The following is a 19,071-nucleotide window of genomic DNA, read 5'->3' on the forward strand; positions in this document are numbered from 1 at the left end:
CCATGGGAAAACCTTTATTAACAGACGAAATGATTGAACGTGCCAACCGAGGTGAGAAAATCTCAGGAGCACCTCTTCAAGATGATGAGGAAACAAAGATCCTACCAACAGCTTCACAAAATTTTGGTTATTCACGTTCTAGAGATCATGGTTTTAGTCAAGATACACTTACAATCGAAGTAGAGCCAACGATTCATAAGAGCCGTCGTATTGAGAACACCAAGAGAAATGTTTTTAATTCGAAACTCAATCGCATCTTGTTTGCAGTCATCCTACTTTTGATTTTGCTAGTTTTGGCAATGAAACTCTTGTAATTGAAAGGAAATGAAATGAAAATTGGAATCATTGCTGCCATGCCAGAAGAGCTGATACATTTGACTCAGAATTTGGACAAACATCAAGAAGTCCAAGTCATGGGAAATACCTACTACACTGGCACTATTGGCAATACAGAAGTTGTCCTAGTTCAGAGTGGGATTGGAAAGGTCATGTCGGCTATGAGTGTAGCGGTGTTAGCTGATCATTTCCAAGTAGAAGCCATTATTAATACAGGATCAGCAGGTGCACTTGCAGAAGGGATTGCCGTTGGAGATGTAGTGATTGCGGATAAGTTGGCTTACCATGATGTGGATGTGACTGCTTTTGGCTATGCTTATGGTCAGATGGCTGGTCAACCTCTTTACTTTGAGTCAGATCAGAAGTTTATCGCTAGGATTAAAGAAAACTTATCTCAGTTAGAACAGACATGGCACCTAGGCTTGATTGCTACAGGGGACAGTTTTATAGCTGGAGAAGATAAGATTGCTACTATCAAGTCCCACTTTCCAGATGTTTTAGCAGTTGAAATGGAAGGAGCAGCCATTGCTCAGGCGGCTCAGGCTCTTGACCTACCTTTTCTAGTCATTCGCGCTATGAGTGACAATGCCAATCACGAAGCCTCTATCTCTTTTGATGAGTTTATTATCGAAGCTGGACATCGTTCTGCCCAAGTCTTACTAGCCTTTTTAAAGGCCTTGGATTAAGCGGAAATTTGACAGTTTATCTAGCTTATGATAAGATTTAAATAAAGAAAAGCTAGAAAAGTTTCAGAGGATATTATGAGTATTGAAATGACCGTCAGCGAGATTGCAGAGGTCTTAGGACTATCTCGTCAGGCAATCAACAATCGTGTCAAAGAACTTCCAGAAGAGGACACGAAAAAAAATGACAAAGGTGTAACAGTAGTTACTCGAAGTGGCTTGATCAAGCTAGAAGAAATCTATAAAAAAACGATTTTTGAAGATGAACCAGTCAGTGATGATGTCAAACAACGGGAACTGATGGAAATCTTGGTCGATGAGAAAAACGCTGAAATTCTTCGTTTGTACGAGCAACTCAAGGCCAAGGACCAGCAACTGGCAGAAAAAGATGAGCAGATGCGCATCAAAGACCGCCAGATTGCAGAAAAGGACAAACAATTGGACCAACAGCAACAGTTAACTCTTCAAGCCATGAAGGATCAAGAAACCTTGAAACTCGAGTTGGACCAAGCAAAAGAAGAAGTCCAAGCAACCAAAAAAGGCTTTTTTGCTCGCCTATTTGGAGGAAAATAAAGAAGCTGTTTGGGTTATTCACTAACCTAATAGCTTCTTTTCTTATTTATAGTTTAAATTGAGTCGGAATTGAGGTAAAAGATGGAAAAATTAAGAGACTATATCGCCTTTGACTTAGAATTTAATCAACACGAAGGGGTTACCCATTTAATTCAGGTATCAGCAGTTCGTTTTCAAGATGGTCAAGAGATAGGTGCCTTTGATTCTTATGTCCATACCAGCGTGCCTTTAAAGAGTTTTATTAATGGTTTGACAGGAATTACAGCTGAAACCTTGAAAGATGCGCCAAAAGTAGAACAAGTTTTACAGGACTTTCAGGCATTTGTTGGCAATTCACCTATCGTTGGCTACAATGCAGCCAAGAGTGATTTACCTATTCTCTTGGAGCATGGCTTGGACTATCGTGACCAGTACAAGGTCGACCTATATGATGAGGCTTTTGAACGTCGTAGTTCTGACCTACACGGCATAGCTAATCTCAAACTGCAAACTGTTGCGAACTTTTTAGGGTTTAAAGGTCAATCGCATAATAGTTTAGAAGATGCCCGCATGACGGCGCGTGTTTATGAAGCCTTTTTGGAGTCGGATGAAGGAAAACTATTGTTAGAAGAACAGAGTAATCTATCTATGAATCCCTTTGGCGGGTTAGATTTATCTCAATTTCTAGACTAGGAGTGCCTATGAAACCTGAAAAACCTAAAAAACTAGGTTTTAGGAAAATTTACCTCAACCTAGATAAAGTTCTCTTCCTCTTTTTCTTAATTTTCATGATGGTGGAGTATTTGTGGTTACCTCTCAATTCGTTTCTTGCTGGTCTTTTACTCAGCCAGACGGGCTATTTGTTTATTTCTTACAATAATATTTTTGCCATTATCACGAGTTCGCCATTAATCAGTCTGGCCTTTCTCGTCTTGATTGTAATCAATCTTTTGGTGGCCTATTTCCAGATTTGCCTCCTCTTTATTGGGGCGCGTCACCTTCTCTACCACGAAAAGAGAACCTTGATTGAGTACAGTCGCAAAGTATTTCACCAGAGTTTTCTATTTGTGAAACGCTTGAGCTTCTGTAAGATGGCCTTTGTTTTTTTCTATGTGGCCATGCTCTTTCCTTTTATAAGGAAAATTCTAAAAATTTATTACTTGAATAAAATCGTCATTCCAGACTTTATTGTGACTTATCTGGAAGACAAGTACTGGCTAGTGGGCTTGATGATTTTTGCCTCTGCTTGGATTTTGCTCTATGTGTCTGTCCGACTCATGTTTGCCCTTCCGAAGATTCTCTTTGAAAAGAGAACTGTGAGAGAAGGAGTAAAATATAGCCTACAAAAGACAAAAAAACAAGTTCTCTTTTATGCTTGGAACTTGCTACTCATTATTATTAAAACCTATCTCTTTTTCTTCCTTCTCTTGACTCCCTTGCTAATAGGACAGATTGTAATTGACAATTTAACACAGAAAGAATCACTGATTCTTGGAGTTATCAACTTTGTCTTGATAAAAAACATCCACTATATGGCCTTGACCTATTTCCTTGTTAAGTTTGTCTCCTTTTTGACTGGTGAGGAACTGGAGATTATGCCAAGAAGAAAAAAAGACCATTTGATGAGATGGGGAGTTATGGGCTGCGCTAGTATCTTTTTTGCGCTGGAAGGTTATATCTATCTGGAAGCTCCTGTGACAAATACACCTTTAGTCATTTCACATAGGGGTGTTTCAAATAAAAATGGTGTACAAAACACTGTGCAGTCTTTGGAAAAAACAGCGCAACTAAAACCAGATTTGATTGAAATGGATGTACAGGAGACCAAAGATGGTCAGTTTGTGATGATGCATGACGCCAATCTTAAGAACTTAGCAGGTATCAATGCCAGACCTCAAGACTTGACTTTGGAGGAGTTGACAGGGTTAGATATTTCTGAAAATGGCTATCGAACCAAAATATCTAGTTTTGATGACTATCTCAATCGCGCGAATGAACTTCATCAAAGATTGTTGATTGAAATCAAAACCAGTAAAAAAGACAGTCCACAAATGATGGAACGTTTTCTAGAGAAGTATGGAACGATTATCAAGCAGTATGGTCATCAGATGCAATCACTAGACTATCATGTGATTGACCAAGTTTTGAAATATGATTCGACTATTCCAGCTTATTTCATCTTGCCTTATAATAGTATTTTCCCAAAAACCAAGGCAACTGGCTATACCATGGAGTATTCAACATTGGATGAATATTTTGTCACGAAACTTTGGTATACAGAACAAAAGCTTTACGTGTGGACCATCAATAGCTCTGACGCACTTGATAAATCGCTGCAGCTGTCAGTTGATGGGATGATTACAGATGACATGGAAATGCTACAGGAGACTTTAGCAGCAGCTCAGGAAGATCCAGAATACACCGATCTCCTTTTGAAAAAAGCTACGGAGTTCTTTAATTTCTAACAGAGAAAAAAAGGAGAAGTGAACCTTCCTCCTTTTTCTGTAGGTGATTAGAATGGTAATTTTCCAGCGAAAGCACCTAATTTTTTCTTAGTCGTTTCGTCGATTTGTTCTAGAGCAGCGTTGATGGCTTGAACGGTCATATCAGACAAGGTTTCTAGGTCTTCTGGATCTACAACTGCTGGACTGAAGTTAATACTAACAACTTTCTTATCTCCAGTTAAGGTCGCTTGGACAAGGTCTTGAGCAGATTTTCCAACAAATTGCATAGCAGCGAGTTCTGCTTGGCTTTGTTCCATTTGTTTTTGAAGTTTTTGTGCTTGACGCATCATGTTTTGCATGTTCATCATAAGATTTTTAAGATTCCTTTCGTATCAAGGCTTTGAGCCTTGTTTTATAAATTTTTTTGCCATTTTTTGCCCTAGAAGTTGTCAAAAGCATTGGCAACTTTTTTTTGTTGAGTTGGGAATAGGTGCGAGTAGATGTTAATAGTTGTATTAATGCTACTGTGTCCAAGTCGTTTCATAAGTGTAAAAAATATAGAATCTTTTCCCTCACCGTTTCTGAGTCCTTTTGAAATTAGAAACGCTGCATGTGAGTGTCGGAAATCGTGATTACGAATCATTTTTAATGACGCAGGTATTCTTTTTTTCAATTTAATCTTTTGATTAGAAACCATTGGAGCAGTCAGTTGTAAAGGACTGTCTTGAAAGATTTGTAAGTTTTCTGTATTGTCCGTAAACTCTACTAATAGGTGAGCTTGTTTTTCTTTCCATTGCGTTAGTTCTTGAACGAATGCCTTATGAATGTAAATTCGACGTATAAAAAGTACCACGCTTATCCTCTTTTAAAATATTTTCTTACGTAGAAATCTTATAAAGATAATCAACAGATAGTTTAAATATTACTTGATTAAGCTATGAAGTCTATACTTAGATTCGTATTACTTGAACTCTACTCTTGTGGAGGTTCCCTCGCTTTCTATGACATATTCTCTCACCTGTCAGTTTACTGAAATCGTGGCTAATATTAACTCACTAGCTTTGGTTGAGATAGTATCATTGAAGTACATTATTGATTATATCATTTTTGAACTCTATTGAAAAGCCAAATTTTCGCCAATAGAACTTACTGAAATACGTCCAATTCTTTTATTATTATAAATTATATAAAGCTTTACAAACTAGTTCGTTCATTCTTCCATTTGTAACAAGAACAAAACATGCATTTTGTCAATATTCCAAACACATTTTTGGAAAACTAGTCACCTTTTAATGAAGAAGTTTAGGTAACTAAACAATTTATTATTCAAAATAACTCTGATGAGGATAATCCGATTTACTAAGTCTATTCGTGAATTATAGAAAATATCTATGTATTGGGGAATGTATGCGTATCAGTTTTGAAGCCTTTATGCTCAATGCTGATTGTTGTATAAAATGATTCAAAACTGCTATTACCGTGTGGAAAGTCTTTATCACCATTTGAATGTTGGATACGATGACTCACTAGCAAATTGTCCAAAATAGACTTTTTCTTCAATCTGAAATAACTGCTAAGTTATTCTCGTCTATTTTAATTTTGTATTAGCTAAATCTACTGCAAGATTTTTGAATCCTGAATTATTGGTGTCAACAAGTTGTAGCACTATTTATTTGATTTGAAGAGCAAGCAGTGATTTCACAGTTGATTTAAGATGATAAAATGTAACAATATAATTTGACAGCGGTTACAAAATTTTGTAATATCTATAATATAAGAAGATGTGTATTAATTCAGGGAGGAATCTAGGATGCAATTATTAATTGAACTGCAAAAAATTGATCAGTTTATATTACCAGTAAACTATAATTATCTTCTTCAATCGATGATTTATAATTTATTGAAAAATAAGGAAGACTTGTCTGCGCAACTTCATGAGATAGGTCATCAGTTTGAGGACAAACATTTTAAGCTTTTTACATTTTCACTGTTGCAAGGTCAATATAAAATGCAAGGAAAACGGATAGAGTTTCTTGATAAGGTGAGGTTCGAAATTAGAACGATTGATCAATCCGTTTTATTGACTATTGCAGAGTCCTTGTCAGAACTAGATAAATTAAAAATTGGTCGAAACCTTGTGAAAATTTTAAATGTAAAAATTGAGCAAAAAAAATTAACGGAGACTTCTTATAAGATTCGGATGATTTCTCCCTTGGTGGCTCGTTCTACAGATGCTGAGACTAAAAAAACATTGTATTATAATCCATTTGATACGGAATTCAATAGCAGAATCATAGAGAATTTTGCGAGGAAATATCAGGCTTATTGTCATAAAGTACCGACAGGTAGATTTGATATAGAGCCGATAAATTTTTCTTTAAAAAATAAATTGGTTACCAAATACAAAGATTATCTCATAACGGGTTGGAAAGGAGAATTTGAGATAAGAGGAGATGCGGAGGTGTTGGATTTCCTCTATCAAGTTGGGCTTGGTGAGAAGAATTCGATGGGATTCGGAATGTTTGTAATTGAAGAATAGGAGGATAAAATGGATATGGAATTTAGGAATTGTAAGTTAGAGCTTGACTTAAAATGTCATGCGCCAATCATTCATTTCCAGACGGAAGAAGAAGGAGCTACTTTGCGTGCTAGTGAAGTCAAGCCAAAATTTGATCGGTACTTGATGAAGAAAGTTCCAAGTCTGAAAAACCGTTTCAAAAATCAGTATTTACCATATAAAATGAAGTTTATTGATAATAGTCCTAATGTCATTTACAAGTATAGTAAAAATGAAGGCAAGTATGATAAGCAGACAAATAATAACGAAGGCAACTTCCAATTATATTTTGCCAGAGATGAGAAACGCAGAGTAGAAACAAATCCTACAATGACAATTACTTGTTTTGATCCGCTCCTTCAGAAATTGATAGTTGAACATATCAAAAACTTTTTTATAGTGACAAATTTTGGGGCTGCTCAAGGAAAAGGGTATGGTAGTTTTACTGTAATTGATGAAGAACAGAGTAAAATTGAAAGAATTCTAAGGGAAGAGTTTGGATTAAAGACTCTTTATAAAATGGATTTTAGGAAAGCAGCTAAAAATTTGAAGTTCTCAAAGAAGATAAAAGTGATTTTTGAAAATATTGAAAAATTCTATAAAATAACCAAGAGTGGCTATAACTATCAGGGAGAATATGCTCGAAGTGCCTTGTTTTATTATATGCATGATAAAATGATTGGAAATGAAAAAGCTGCTTTAAAGGATAAAGTAATAGAAAAACCTTTTGGAACTATCCCCTACCACCTTAATCAGCAGACACATAACGAAAAATATGTTCGAGCACTGCTGGGGCTATCTTCTTATTTATCATTTACAGATATAAGAAAAAACACAAAAAAAGAAGAGAAAGATATTTCTGTTAATATTAACATTATGCATGAAGCAAATAAAATTGAAGCAAATATTGAACGATTTTCTTCACCAATAACTTTTAAAGTAATCAACGATATTGTTTACATTATTCCTAAACAGAGATGGTGTAAGTATATTTTAAACAAGAAATTTAAATTTAAATATAAGGTATCGAAAAATGTTCCTAGAAGCTGGATGAGTGCCATAAAAGATAATAAAATGAGAAAAATAGAATATGAGAGATTTATAAGAAAACTGGATGAAAAATTAAAAAGGGAAGAGATATACCTACAAACTCCAGAGGAGTTTGATTTACTAAAATTTTTAGACTTTGCTGTGCAATATTATAATAAAATGGAACCCAAAGGTTATGCACATACCATCCAAATTTCATATGATATTAGATAACAGGGGAGATGAATAAATGAAATATGTAGGTATAACAATCGGTCCAATTTTTAAAACCATTGGAGAGGCGATCTCTCCGGCAGGTTTGTGGTTTGGCAGTTATTTTTTCTCAACGGTGACAAAGAAACTCTGTGAAAAACTTGTTGGGATTCCAAATGTCAATATTTTTTCACCGTTTTATGACTCTAATAGTAATCAAAACCCACAAGAAGATGGTATTGGTCGTTACCATGATCGGATTTTATTTTTAGATAATGATAGTACATTAACTTCGGAAGGACTTGAAACAATAATTTCAAAAGTGAAAGAGGAAATGACTGAGAAATTCGGAAAGTTTAATACAAAGGAGATTAGGGACTTTGTTGACAACTATCTGAGAATTGATTTTGTTATTCTTGATGAAAAAACCATGAATGGAATTATAGAAAAAAGAGAAAAAGAAGGTGAGGATGGAAACAATATAGCTATTATACTGAATGATGCTTTGGATGCGCTGGAGCTAATGGCAGCAGGTAAGGGAAGAACAGATATGAACTTATTTGCTCCATTCTTTGCAGGCAAGAAAGACAATCGGAATTGCTATATTAAAGGAAGTGAGCTATTTACAGATACCAAGCTAAATAGCCAGTTGCTTACAAGCTACTCAGACCACGCTTCTGAATTGAAATCAATAGAAGATATAGCTCTATCTCGAAAGAAAGAGGAAAACTCTTCTGACAGGTCCCCTAGTGGTGAGATAGCACCAATCAGAAGCGAATATTATGCAGTCGTTAATTCGGATGGGGATAAGGTCGGAACTCTTTTGAAAGCTTTATGTAAAGATGTAGAAATCCCTGAACAATCTGATAGGATAAACAGTTTTTCGAGGGCCTGTTTAGACTATGCTGGTGAAGCGGCTAAGCTTGTCGGAGATTATGGCGGGATGACTATTTATGCTGGGGGGGATGATTTACTGTTTATCGCCCCTGTTCATTCTATTTTTGCCCTATGTCAGAAACTAAATATATTATTTATAGATACTTTGTCAAAAAGTATTAAGGAGTTAAAGGAGGAAGTCAAGATTAGCTTGTCTTTTGGTGCTGCTATTCAGTATGTAAAATATCCTCTATATGAAGCGCTGGAAAGAGCTAGAGTTCAACTTTATAAGGCTAAAGAAAGTTACGGTAAACGTCCGAATGGTAGTGAAATCAGCGGAGGCAATCGTCTGGGGATAGAGTTGGTAAAACACAGCGGAAAAACCGTTCAATTGATGGTGGAAAATGAGAAGTTGGAGGCCATAGATAATCTGATAAAATATCGAGCAACTACGAACGATCAAGCACTGGAATCTGTCCTTTATAATCTGCAGGATACAGAAATTATTTTTAAGTTGTTGTTTGAGAAAACCGCACAGAATATATTTGATTTTCAAGAATATAAAATGAGGTTTTTGAATAACTTTAACAATCCAAACCAGTTGTCTTATCATAGTTATCTTGACGAAATAGCTAAATTTTTCTATGACAACTATTTGAAAGAGTATCAATATAAGCCAGATACGAAAGTAAAGGTTGATGGGGTTTGTACAAAACGAAACATAAGTATAGGGGAATTCTATACTAAAGAGTTACAGGCTATTTTATTTTTGGTGAAGTTTTGGCAGGGAGGTAAGTGATGACAGAATATCTTGTGACTTTTAAACCGCTGGGAGACTACTCTTTTGGCTCAGATAGGCGCTTTAGCTTTGCCGGTAGAAATAACTATTCAGCTGATGAGTATGCGCCTTATTTTATCCGTACTAATCGCGTTCCTGAACAGTCCACAGTCTTTGGGATGATACGCTATCTTATCTTAGTCAGTAATGGGATTGAGCTGAACCAGGATTTTCAGTATGATGGGAATACGCGAAATAAAATCGAAGCTCTAATCGGAGAGAAGAGCTTTTCTCTAAATGGAAGTGTACAACATTTCGGAAAATTAGAAAAAATCTCTCCCATCTTTCTGCTAAAAAATAGTGAGGAAATTGTCATACCAAATCCGTTTAACAACAAGCAGGGGAAAGAGGGGATTGAACAGTTTGCACCAATGATACTAGAAGAAATTAAAGTATCGACTAGTTTTGGTGAGATCTCTCTTCCTAAATCTAAGGAATATAATCCTAAAGAAGGGTATGGAAATGGCTATTATAATATTAATACAGGCTGTCTAGAAGCAATTGAAGATATTTTTAGGACTAAAGTAGCGACTGGTGTAAGGCGTGTTACGCAGAATGATCTGCAGAACCTGAAGATAAATATTCGAGATTTATGTGAGTCATTTGTGAATGACGCTATGAAACAGGGGGGGTCTAATTTAGATAGTAATAGCAATCTTAGTTTAACTGAGTTTATCAATGATTTTATGGATTTACTAGACGAGCACAACAAAAGGGAAAAAAATCTCTTTCAAGAAGAATTAGAAAAACTGATCAAAAATTTTGATGCTGACCGTCTATTTAAGCGAGAGGTACATCAGCTACATAAGGACTATGAATTTGCTGTCTATGTAAAGGTTAAGGATAATTTCATATTAAAAGATGGTATCGTTCCTATGGGACAGAAAGGCACCCTTTTCAAGGTTTCTGTTCAAAAATCTGAAAATAATGAGAATAATTTAGAAAGTGAAATCACAAAGCATTTCCAGAAACATACTCCAAAAGGGCAAACCTGGCATTACTGCCTCTCAGATGTGTGCCTCTTAAATGATGTGACAGGCTTTGCGATCTTAGAGGAAAAACTAGTTCGTCAGCTTCATACAGACCTTAAGGAAAATCGTCTGAAAGGTCTCAGTCTGCAAGGCCATCACCTTCTATACAAGGCGGGCAGTGTCTTTTATGGTGATGATAAAATTCCGTTAAAATCTGGCATAGAAGCAGCAGGCTATAATGTTATTTGCAAAATTGAAGGAAGTAAGGTGTAAAAAATGAAAGCAAAAATTTTTGTCATTGAATGTTTAACAAACTTGCATGTAGGAAATGGAGATGTTAATTTTAACATCATTGATAACGAAGTGGAGCGAGATGTTGTGACGGGATTCCCGACGATCAACTCTTCAGGCGTTAAAGGTGCTTTGAGGGCCTTCTTTGAAGAAAATAAGTTATTATCGAACATTAATGGAATATTTGGTTCGGACGAAAATGGGAGTACTACTTCAGGCGCATTAAAATTTCTTAGCGCGAATCTACTAGCCCTACCAATTCGTTCGATAAGTGGTGGGGATAAGCCTTATTCAATACATGCTCCGAAAACAGCCTGTGAAGATTTTAACCAAATGATTGCAAATTTTCAATTAGAAAATGTTTCAATAGCAGATATGAAGGGTGGAGATGAGAAGATAACTCTGGACGCAGATAATTCTTGCTACGAAAGATATGGTTTACCAGTCATTGCTCGGAATAGTGTCGGAGAAAAAACTAATTTGTGGTATGAGGAGGTTGTGCCCCACAAATCGATTTTCTATTTTGCAGTGGTGGCTTCAACCAGTGAATCAGAAAACCTTTTAGAGATTTTTACAGATTCGGTGAGAGAGAAAATCATCCAGTTTGGTGCAAATGCTTCCGTAGGTTATGGACTTTGCAAGGTTATTAAAGTGATTTCAGGAAATGAAGAAGGAGCAAATAATGGACAAGAACAGAATTAATAAGTTGCTTCCTATTGCTGTTGAGGTGATTAAAAAAGAGCTTTCGGAGCCAATTCCAAATGAGTTTCGAGGATATATCGCTTCTTTTGGAGCGGCGGTTACTATGGGAAGTCTCCCTGCAGCAGTCGCCTACTATTCGGCTGCATCAAAAAATGCCAAAGAAGATCGTACCAAGCTACCTGTCATGATTTTGGAAGTTTTGAAGGGAGAAAACGTAGCTATTAAGGGAGAAAACGTAGCTATTACGGTAGACACCTTGTTTGACTATGTCACATCGTTCAAAAATGATAATGAGAGTTTCGCCATTAAAGAGGATGTATTGCATGCAGCCATTGCGATCAAACTAGGGTTAAACTTGTTTGAAATTGAGTCAAAGGATAAAAAAGTCAAGGAAGACGAGAAAAATGGAGGGTAAGGATGATGTTTAATTCAAAAAACATGTCTTATATTTACTATCATGAATATTTTGACGGCTTAAAAGAGCAGAAAGGAGCATCAGGTTTAGTTTATGAACTAGGTGGATCAAAATCTAGTGAGGAGCAATTTCGTGAGAGAAATATGGCTTTGCAGGATTTTAAATTTGACCTTTCTCTATCACCTCTGGAGCATTTGAAACATGCTTCAAAAGGTGTAGCAAGTGTTCAAACCTTTTCTTTGGAAACCATTTATCCTGGTCTCATGATAGGAACAGGCAATCCCCATGATTTGAAATCAAAGGGTTCTATATATTCTGGCTTTTCATTTGATTATGTAACGGGACTGCCCTATATACCTGGCTCCTCTGTCAAAGGGGTACTGAGAAGCGTCTTTCCTACGAAAGAAGATACCAAAGATGATATTAATCAGCAAAAGATGGAGTATATTAAGTCACTTCTTAAACCAGGACTTTCTGATAAAGAAGTTTATGGCTTGAAAGATGATATTTTCGAAGATAATGATGTCTTTTTAGATGCTTATCCCTGTCCAACCTCTAAAAAAAATACGAAGCAGCAGTGTTTAGCTTTGGAATTCATTACGCCTCATAGTGACATCATCAAGAATCCTATTCCAATCAACTGTCTGAAAGTTAAGCCTGGAATCTCTTTTGAATTTGGCTTTTATCTGAACGATTGTCAGCTTTCGGATGGACCTCAGATTACGATTAAAGAAAAAATAGAGTTATTTAAAACCATCTTGACTGATGTAGGCATTGGCGCCAAAACGAATGTTGGTTTCGGACAGTTAGAGTAGTAGAGCTCAATCGACAACTGTATTTACAAATCTTATCCGAGGGTCTCGTGCAACTCACGCAGCTATTAGAGGCAAAATATGGTGATATTAGATTGGATATTATCATTTCCAGTCGTGTAGCTCGAAAAGGTATAGAGGAGCATGTCCATATTCAGGAGTCTGAATATAAGCGTTCCTTTACAACGAGTTTAAAAACAAGTGAAGTCAGCTATCGTACAGGAGTTCAATCTTAGTTGGCAAGAGCGCTAGGACAAAAAAGATCGACCGACTTTTTCATTGAAATCTTGAAAAAAGCCCTATTTTTTGATACAATCAATCTAGAAACAGCGAAAATGCTGTTGTTGTTATACCTTACCTATAAGGAATTGAGACTTATTTCATCATGAAATTCGATACAATTCGGATTGATAGTGCTTAGAATGTTATACCTTACCTATAAGGAATTGAGACATATTGCAAGCTGCACACTTTTTAGTTACGAAAAGTACTGGCATGTTATACCTTACCTATAAGGAATTGAGACATAACGATAGGGTCATCAAATTTGCAATCCATGAATATATATAGTTATACCTTACCTATAAGGAATTGAGACTTTTCCTTAACGTAAGCCTTATGGTATTCAACTTCCAGCTGTTTTTGTTCTACCTTACCTATAAGGAATTGAGACGCGTTGAATGCTGCTGCAAAGGCTTGTGCATTCTTGTTACGTTGAGTATTCTACCTTACCTAAAAGGAATTGAGACTTGCCACTTTGAGTGATGTTAGCGCCAGTAGTGATTTTCGCTCCGGTTCTACCTTACCTATAAGGAATTGAGACATGCGACCCTCTGACTGGTCCATCACACGATAGGAATAATTCAGGGAAAAGGTTCTACCTTACCTATAAGGAATTGAGACGTGTCATGATAATCACCGTCAATCTTTATAGCATGATACTTATCACCGTTCTACCTTACCTTCTGCATCTTTAGTTGTTTTAATCTTAACAATAGGGTTCTACCTTACCTATAAGGAATTGAGACTGTTCTGAATTTCTGCTTAATCGTTTCATGACCTACGTTTCGTTCTACCTTACCTATAAGGAATTGAGACTTCAGAACCCACATATAGAACTCACCTTTTGGTGACAATCCTGCTTCTTGTTATACCTTACCTATAAGGAATTGAGACGTACGTTCTTTTTCAGAAAGAACATGGTACATATTAAAGAGCGCTTTAACGTTATACCTTACCTAAAAGGAATTGAGACTATTTACAGTCCGCTGAATTACCAATTATTCTACCGGCCCTATTTTGTTATACCTTATCCATAAGGAATTGAGATTAGCAACAGCCCCAAGAACAACAGTAGAGATCAAAGCGATACCAAAGTTATACCTTACCTATAAGGAATTGAGACGCCTTGTTTCTTTTTCTATTGCACTAAGTTCTTTTATGTTTTTTAGTACGTTATACCTTACCTATAAGGAATTGAGACCTATTAGAATATCATGGATTCTTGCTAAAATCGATGGCTCTTCTGGTTATACCTTACCTATAAGGAATTGAGACATTTAAGTCTTTTTAATAAAACCTTTTGCTGCTGAAATGAACAAACGTTATACCTTACCTATAAGGAATTGAGACGTTATGGTCTGTAGAATATTACTTTATCCTTCTTTTTGTAATACCTTACCTATAAGGAATTGAGACATAACGATAGGGTCATCAAATTTGCAATCCATGAATATATATAGTTCTACCTTACCTATAAGGAATTGAGACGTTGTTCTAGAGACAGATGAATCATTATCATGAACTAAATTTTTGCGTTCTACCTTACCTATAAGGAATTGAGACTTTTTCGAGTTCACCACACTCGAACACACAGCACACTTTTGGTTCTACCTTACCTATAAGGAATTGTTTTATCCAACTGAAAAAAACTTGCGGGAGCAAGTTTTTTGTGGTATATTGGAAGTGTTTTCATGAGGAGATATCTTACTCGGAGGTTGTTTATGTCTGAGAGTCAATCTGTATTTAGTCACCATATCTTTGTTTTGCCCTTTGCGGCCAAGGGGCTGGAGTCTTTTCCGAAGTCTTCTAAGTGGAAGAAACTCAGCCAAGATATCAATGAGCTCCCCTATCTAAACTTAGATGATGCTGAAAAAAGCGAGCGATTAAAGTACGCTTATCGCCGATATTTTAATAAAGAAGCAGAGGAGCTGATTTTCCGCAATCCTGATCTGGTCACAAACTATGCTTATACTGGCTTAGAAAAAGGTGATGTGTATCGGATTTCTTATTATAATCAAATCAACAAACTTGAGTGTTACGACCTGACGCTTGACTATATCATGCTTCGTTATTTACCAAATTTAGAAGCAGGTTTCCTGATTTTCTCAATGGAAAATCGTCTCTATGATAAATTGGAAGATATTAAAAACATCAACCAGTATGGTCGTCATCTCTATGCTCCTTTTTTGACTCCATTGCTGTGTGATTTAGTCTCACCTAATAATATTGAGCTGATTAAGAGCGAAAAAATTGATGAGGCTCCACAGCCATCTGGCTTAATTTCTTCATATGGGATCATGTCGGCTCCGAAAGAAATCTTACAGGATTTCTTTGGCTTGCCTGAGGAAGCGATATTCCCAGAGGATATCTCGCAGTTTGAGTCTAAGCCTCATCTGGAGATCATCATTGATGACCGCATGTATGTGGTGAGCTACATGATGGTTCCTGATGTAAAGGACTTGATTTATAAAACGGCGAATTGGGCGAATTTTGATGATTCGGATCAAAGTTTAGAAAAGATGAAGCTTCTTTTTAGTATTTTATACGTTGATAAGGGAGATTCAACATGTCTGAGTCGAGATATGCTGAAGGCAGAGCTGGAAAAGCTTCTCTATACGAGGTGGTCAGCTGAGGGAAGCCTTTATATGGCCAGCCAGCATTCCATGATTTTTATGAGTGGTTCTGTTTTTCCTGAATTTTTCCTAAAAGGTTACTTTTTGTCGGAATATCTGGACTTGGCTTTGATCACGCTCAGTCAGAGGATTGGTATTTTGAAGTATTCCAAGGATGCGGGGGATAGGGTCAATGCTAGAGTTTCGGATAAACTGAAGCTGCAAAAGGCTTACACGACCTTTAAAAATCAATTTTTGCTTCCAGAGCTGTGCCCGCAGGAGCAGGCGGTGGAAATCTATGAATTGCTACAAACCTCACTCTATATCGAGAAGCATATCAATCTCCTGGACAGTCAAATCAGTGAACTGCATGCTATCAGCCAGACAGAATCAAGTAATAAATTGAATGGCAGAGTATTAATGCTGACTGTTTTAAGTCTTGCTTTAGCAGCTATTCCGAATATCAAAGAACTGCAGGATAATTGTTTGACAATATGTGATCTGAGTCTGACCTATTCATCTTGGCTTACTTTGCTCATTTCTCTTCTGACAATTTGTTTCCTTCTTTCGACAATTTGTTTCTTCTATTTCAAAAAGCGAAAATAAATGTATATTATCTTGACATACGATGTGCATCGCAAACGCGTGGCCAAGGTTTTGAAATCTTGAAAAAAGCCCTATTTTTTGATACAATCAATCTAGAAACAGTGAAAATGCTGTTGTAATACCTTACCTATTTTTTGATACAATCAATCTAGAAACAGTGAAAATGCTGTTGTAATACCTTACCTATAAGGAATTGAGCCTGTTTCCGCTTTTACTGTTCTAGCCATTTGTGTTTACCTCATTTGTAATACCTTACCTATAAGGAATTGAGACCTTCGAGCTTTTTATATTTCGATCTCTCGAAATATTCATTAGCGCTCTACCTTACCTATAAGGAATTGAGACGAAGCCTACTACTTTTTTTAGGCTTCTCCTTTGGTGCATTCTTGTTATACTTTACCTATAAGGAATTGAGACTCACTACGATAAGTAAGACCATGTTCATCAATATCCAACATTACCCATCTTTTCGTTATACCTTACCTATAAGGAATTGAGACTTTTTACATTGACCGAATGTTACGTCTTTACTATCTTCCACTGAACGAGTTCTCCCTTACCTATAAGGAATTGAGACTTTTGAGCTCTTTGATGAATGTTTCTAAAACCCAGTCTTCGAGTGTTCTACCTTACCTATAAGGAATTGAGACTCAATCGACTTTTCAAAAGGAGTGGCGTTCATCAACACTACATGGTTCGTTATACCTTACCTATAAGGAATTGAGACGCTTCTTAAGGAATTTTTTGAATAATCTTGCGAGATGTTTTTCTTCAGCGTTCTACCTTACCTATAAGGAATTGAGACTTTCCTCCTTAAAGTACCTCAGTTGCCCAAGGTCTGATGTAATACCTTGCCTATAAGGAATTGGTTGTCTGTCTTTGTTTATCTCCGAGGGCACCAAAAAAGCGAGCAAATTCTTGTCTGCTGGGAAGTATGAGAATTTGTTCGCCTTTTGTTTTGTAAGAATTATCAAGAAAAATTCTCTTAGTAGGAGAGTTTTTCTGTGTTTCAACTACGATAGTATAGAGTTTAAGTTAGATGGCTGATCAGTTTTTTGTTATTTCATGATAGTGTTACGAATATTTATTGGTCTATTGAGTTAAATTAAAAACATTATTTTCTATTTCATTTATCGAAAAGACCTACTATCCAGTAGCCCCCCTACTGTACTAGTCCTTTTTCAGTTTATCTATGGTATAATAGAGGATAGATTTATCAATTGGAGTATGAAGGATTTTATGATTAAACTTGTAGCAACCGATATGGATGGCACATTTCTAGATGGAGAGGGTCGGTTTGATATGGAACGCCTTAAAAACTTACTTGTTTCCTACAAGGAAAAGGGGATTTATTTTGCAGTGGCTTCAGGTCGTGGTATTCTGTCCCTGAAAAAGCTATTTGCGGATGTGCGTGATGAAGTGATTTTTATAGCTGAAAATGGGAGCTATGTTGAGTTTCATGGAGAGGATATGTACGAGGCTACTATGTCTCGGGATTTTTACTTGAGCACTTTTGAAGCTTTAAAGAAATCACCCTATTTTGATGAAAGAAAAATGCTGCTGACTGGGAAAAAAGCTTGTTATGTATTGAACACTGTGGATGAGACTTATCTGATGTTTAGCCGTCACTACAATGAAAACATTCAAAAAGTAGCGAGTTTGGAAGATATCACAGATGAGATTTTTAAATTCACTACTAACTTTACTGAAGAAACGATAGAAGCTGGAGAGGCATGGGTTAATGAAAACGTTTCTGGTGTGAAAGCCATGACAACAGGTTTTGAATCCATCGATATTGTCTTGGACTACGTTGATAAGGGTGTGGCTATTGTTGAGCTGGCTAAAAAACTGGGTCTAACCATGGATCAGGTCATGGCGTTTGGCGATAATCTCAATGATCTTCACATGATGCAGGTTGTCGGTCACCCAATCGCTCCAGAAAACGCGCGACCAGAGATTTTAGAATTAGCAGAGACAGTGATTGGCCACCATAAGGACCAGTCAGTGATGGCTTATATGGAGGGCTTATAATGGCAGATATTAAATTGATTGCATTGGATTTGGATGGCACTTTACTGACAACGGATAAAAAGCTGACAGATCGTACCAAGGCGGTCCTCAAGGCTACGCGTGATCGTGGCATCAAGGTCGTACTGACAACGGGTCGTCCTTTGAAGGCTATGGATTTCTTTCTCCATGAGCTAGGGACTGACGGTCAGGAGGATGAGTACACCATCACCTTTAATGGTGGTCTGGTGCAGAAAAACACGGGAGAGATTCTCGATAAAACAGTCTTTTCAATCGACGATGTGGCGCGATTATACGAGGAAACTGAAAAACTCGGACTTCCGTTAGATGCTATTTCAGAAGGTACAGTCTACCAAATCCAGTCAGACCAAGAAAGTCTCTATGCTAAGTTCAACCCAGCCCTGACTTTCGTACCTGTCGCTTTTGAAGATCTATCTAGTCAGGTGACGTATAATAAATGTGTGACTGCCTTTGCCCAAGAACCTTTGGATGCAGCGATTCAACAGATTTCTCCAGAATTGTTTGACCAATATGAAATCTTCAAATCGCGTGAAATGCTATTGGAATGGTCCCCTAAAAACGTCCACAAGGCGACAGGTTTAGCAAAATTAATTAAACACTTGGGAATCGATCAAAGTCAAGTGATGGCTTGTGGGGACGAGGCCAATGACCTTTCCATGATTGAGTGGGCAGGTCTGGGAGTTGCCATGCAAAATGCAGTTCCAGCAGTTAAGGCAGTTGCCAATGTGATTACCCCTATGACCAACGACGAGGAAGCCGTTGCCTGGGCTATCGAAGAATACGTGCTAAAGGAGAATTAGAAT

General features: G+C 36.9%; 17 protein-coding genes, 1 pseudogene and 3 CRISPR repeat arrays. Of the genes and pseudogenes, 16 read left to right on the forward strand and 2 right to left on the reverse strand.

Going from position 1 to position 19,071, the window contains the following annotated elements; translation table 11 throughout:
• Positions 1–2 precede the first annotated feature (2 nt).
• The 5 genes from macP to D8805_RS01530 all read left to right on the forward strand — a co-directional run bounded on the left by macP (position 3) and on the right by D8805_RS01530 (position 4,036).
• Positions 3–314, forward strand: a complete 312-nt coding sequence (macP, locus tag D8805_RS01510; RefSeq protein WP_125415186.1) for a cell wall synthase accessory phosphoprotein MacP — start codon at positions 3–5, stop codon at positions 312–314.
• A 15-nt stretch (positions 315–329) separates the two neighbouring features.
• A complete protein-coding gene (locus D8805_RS01515; RefSeq protein ID WP_125415187.1) occupies positions 330–1,022 on the forward strand; it encodes a 5'-methylthioadenosine/adenosylhomocysteine nucleosidase in 693 nt (230 codons plus the stop codon).
• Positions 1,023–1,097: 75 nt separating this feature from the next.
• Positions 1,098–1,592, forward strand: coding sequence for a chromosome segregation protein RocS (gene rocS / locus D8805_RS01520; RefSeq protein ID WP_000021248.1), 495 nt, complete (start codon positions 1,098–1,100; stop codon positions 1,590–1,592).
• Between the two features lie 81 nt (positions 1,593–1,673).
• Complete coding sequence (locus D8805_RS01525; protein ID WP_125415188.1) at positions 1,674–2,264, forward strand: 3'-5' exonuclease; 591 nt, start codon at positions 1,674–1,676, stop codon at positions 2,262–2,264.
• 8 nt (positions 2,265–2,272) lie between these two features.
• A complete protein-coding gene (locus D8805_RS01530; protein WP_125415189.1) occupies positions 2,273–4,036 on the forward strand; it encodes a glycerophosphoryl diester phosphodiesterase membrane domain-containing protein in 1,764 nt (587 codons plus the stop codon).
• A 47-nt stretch (positions 4,037–4,083) separates the two neighbouring features.
• Here D8805_RS01530 and D8805_RS01535 read toward each other — a convergent pair whose 3' ends face one another.
• Both D8805_RS01535 and D8805_RS01540 read right to left on the reverse strand, forming a co-directional pair.
• The gene (locus D8805_RS01535) at positions 4,084–4,383 is read right to left on the reverse strand and encodes a YbaB/EbfC family nucleoid-associated protein (RefSeq protein WP_125415190.1); all 300 of its coding nucleotides are present in this window, start codon (positions 4,381–4,383) and stop codon (positions 4,084–4,086) included.
• Positions 4,384–4,454: 71 nt separating this feature from the next.
• Positions 4,455–4,853 (reverse strand): annotated as a pseudogene (locus D8805_RS01540) (site-specific integrase); the annotation flags it as partial.
• A 972-nt stretch (positions 4,854–5,825) separates the two neighbouring features.
• Here D8805_RS01540 and cas6 point away from each other — a divergent pair.
• The 11 genes from cas6 (at position 5,826) to D8805_RS01595 (ending at position 19,068) form a co-directional block, all read left to right on the forward strand.
• Positions 5,826–6,554, forward strand: coding sequence for a CRISPR-associated endoribonuclease Cas6 (gene cas6 / locus D8805_RS01545; RefSeq protein ID WP_125415191.1), 729 nt, complete (start codon positions 5,826–5,828; stop codon positions 6,552–6,554).
• 9 nt (positions 6,555–6,563) lie between these two features.
• Positions 6,564–7,835, forward strand: a complete 1,272-nt coding sequence (locus D8805_RS01550; protein ID WP_125415192.1) for a hypothetical protein — start codon at positions 6,564–6,566, stop codon at positions 7,833–7,835.
• 16 nt (positions 7,836–7,851) lie between these two features.
• Complete coding sequence (gene cas10 / locus D8805_RS01555) at positions 7,852–9,489, forward strand: type III-B CRISPR-associated protein Cas10/Cmr2 (RefSeq protein ID WP_125415193.1); 1,638 nt, start codon at positions 7,852–7,854, stop codon at positions 9,487–9,489.
• A complete protein-coding gene (locus tag D8805_RS01560) occupies positions 9,489–10,772 on the forward strand; it encodes a hypothetical protein (RefSeq protein WP_125415194.1) in 1,284 nt (427 codons plus the stop codon). The genes cas10 and D8805_RS01560 overlap by 1 nt, the downstream gene beginning before the upstream one ends.
• 3 nt (positions 10,773–10,775) lie before the next feature.
• Positions 10,776–11,492 carry an RAMP superfamily CRISPR-associated protein gene (locus D8805_RS01565; protein WP_125415195.1) on the forward strand — a complete coding sequence of 239 codons (717 nt, stop codon included), beginning with the start codon at positions 10,776–10,778 and terminating at the stop codon, positions 11,490–11,492.
• Positions 11,473–11,907, forward strand: coding sequence for a hypothetical protein (locus D8805_RS01570; RefSeq protein ID WP_223326720.1), 435 nt, complete (start codon positions 11,473–11,475; stop codon positions 11,905–11,907). Before D8805_RS01565 ends, D8805_RS01570 begins: the two co-directional genes overlap by 20 nt.
• A 2-nt stretch (positions 11,908–11,909) precedes the next feature.
• The gene (gene cmr6, locus D8805_RS01575; RefSeq protein WP_125415197.1) at positions 11,910–12,722 is read left to right on the forward strand and encodes a type III-B CRISPR module RAMP protein Cmr6; all 813 of its coding nucleotides are present in this window, start codon (positions 11,910–11,912) and stop codon (positions 12,720–12,722) included.
• 47 nt (positions 12,723–12,769) lie between these two features.
• Positions 12,770–12,955, forward strand: a complete 186-nt coding sequence (locus D8805_RS01580) for a hypothetical protein (protein WP_125415198.1) — start codon at positions 12,770–12,772, stop codon at positions 12,953–12,955.
• A 114-nt stretch (positions 12,956–13,069) separates the two neighbouring features.
• Positions 13,070–13,623: a CRISPR direct-repeat array (repeat unit 25 nt; unit sequence TACCTTACCTATAAGGAATTGAGAC).
• 99 nt (positions 13,624–13,722) lie between these two features.
• Positions 13,723–14,634: a CRISPR direct-repeat array (repeat unit 25 nt; unit sequence TACCTTACCTATAAGGAATTGAGAC).
• An 88-nt stretch (positions 14,635–14,722) separates the two neighbouring features.
• Positions 14,723–16,219: a hypothetical protein gene (locus D8805_RS01585; protein WP_125415199.1), complete on the forward strand. Its 1,497-nt coding sequence runs from the start codon at positions 14,723–14,725 to the stop codon at positions 16,217–16,219.
• 175 nt (positions 16,220–16,394) lie between these two features.
• Positions 16,395–17,091: a CRISPR direct-repeat array (repeat unit 25 nt; unit sequence TACCTTACCTATAAGGAATTGAGAC).
• A gap of 367 nt (positions 17,092–17,458) precedes the next feature.
• Positions 17,459–18,250, forward strand: coding sequence for a Cof-type HAD-IIB family hydrolase (locus tag D8805_RS01590; RefSeq protein ID WP_125415200.1), 792 nt, complete (start codon positions 17,459–17,461; stop codon positions 18,248–18,250).
• Positions 18,250–19,068, forward strand: coding sequence for a Cof-type HAD-IIB family hydrolase (locus D8805_RS01595; RefSeq protein ID WP_125415201.1), 819 nt, complete (start codon positions 18,250–18,252; stop codon positions 19,066–19,068). The genes D8805_RS01590 and D8805_RS01595 overlap by 1 nt, the downstream gene beginning before the upstream one ends.
• The last annotated feature ends 3 nt before the right edge of the window (positions 19,069–19,071 follow it).

It is taken from the genome of Streptococcus oralis subsp. dentisani, from assembly GCF_003944205.1.
GTDB lineage: Bacteria > Bacillota > Bacilli > Lactobacillales > Streptococcaceae > Streptococcus > Streptococcus oralis_BH.